The sequence below is a fragment of the Streptomyces sp. NPDC003077 genome, from assembly GCF_040611095.1.
Taxonomy (GTDB): domain Bacteria; phylum Actinomycetota; class Actinomycetes; order Streptomycetales; family Streptomycetaceae; genus Streptomyces.
Genome location: NZ_JBEXNM010000147.1, coordinates 1 through 1,331 on the forward strand (window position 1 = coordinate 1; position 1,331 = coordinate 1,331).

1 protein-coding gene is annotated in these 1,331 nt (G+C 64.0%); it reads right to left on the reverse strand.

Going from position 1 to position 1,331, the window contains the following annotated elements; all coding sequences use genetic code 11:
• Positions 1-136: 136 nt before the first annotated feature.
• Positions 137-1,141, reverse strand: a complete 1,005-nt coding sequence (gene gap, locus ABZX96_RS38020; protein ID WP_355554263.1) for a type I glyceraldehyde-3-phosphate dehydrogenase — start codon at positions 1,139-1,141, stop codon at positions 137-139.
• Positions 1,142-1,331 lie beyond the last annotated feature (190 nt).

Sequence of the window (1,331 nt, forward strand, 5' to 3'; positions counted from 1 at the left end):
TAATGGTCTTCTATCTTATTATTGTTGTTAATCGTTTTGCGTGTTGGTTTTTGGGTGGGGGCCGTCCGGCGGCCCGGGGGCGCGTTACCACCCCCTTCCCTCACATCTCGCGGTGCCTTGGGTCAGGCGACAACGGTCAGAGCTGGCCGCCGACGAAGGTGGTCAGGTCCACCAGGCGGTTGGAGTAGCCCCACTCGTTGTCGTACCAGCCGATGACCTTAACGCTCTTGCCCTGCGCCATGGTCAGGGAGGAGTCGAAGGTGCAGGAGGCGGGCCAGTTGACGATGTCCGAGGAGACGATCGGGTCCTCGGTGTACTCCAGGATGCCCTTGAGCTGGCCCTCGGCCGCCTTCTGGAAGGCCTCGTTGATCTCTTCCTTGGTGACCTCGCGGTCCAGCTCGACGACCAGGTCGGTCACGGAGCCGGTGGGGACCGGGACGCGCATGGCGATGCCGTCCAGCTTGCCCTTGAGCTGCGGGAGGACCAGGGCGGTGGCCTTGGCGGCACCGGTGGTGGTCGGGATGATGTTCTCCGCGGCGGCGCGGGCGCGGCGCAGGTCCTTGTGCGGGAAGTCCAGGATGCGCTGGTCGTTGGTGTACGCGTGGACCGTCGTCATCAGGCCCTTGACGATGCCGAAGTGCTCGTCCAGAACCTTGGCCATCGGCGCCACGCAGTTGGTGGTGCAGGAGGCGTTGGAGATGACGTGGTGGTTGGCCGCGTCGTACTTGTCCTGGTTGACGCCCATCACGATCGTGATGTCCTCGTCCTTGGCGGGCGCGGAGATCAGGACCTTCTTGGCGCCGGCCGCGATGTGCTTCTCGGCGTCGGCCTTCTTGGTGAAGATGCCGGTGGACTCGATGACGATGTCGGCACCCAGCTCGCCCCAGGGCAGGTTCGCCGGGTCGCGCTCGGCCATCGTCTTGAACGTCATGTCGCCGACCGTGATGGTGTCGTCGGTGTGGCTGACATCCTGCTTCAGGCGACCCAGGATGGTGTCGTACTTCAGCAGGTGAACCAGGGTGGCGTTGTCGGTCAGGTCGTTGACACCGACGATCTCGATGTCCGCGCCCTGCTCCAGGAGCGCGCGGAAGTAGTTACGACCAATGCGGCCGAATCCGTTGATGCCTACGCGGATCGTCACGAACCGATCTCCTCGTTGGTACGCCGGTCTGTGCAGATACCGGCGAGCTGTATTGGGATGTCCCCGACCGCCTCCGACCCTACCTCCAATACGAGACGTACGTGACATTGACAGGGACGGTCCGCGCCCCCACGCGTGGGGGCGGGCCACCCCCACAACCCCGGAGCACGCAGAGTTGTAAGTCCAAAAA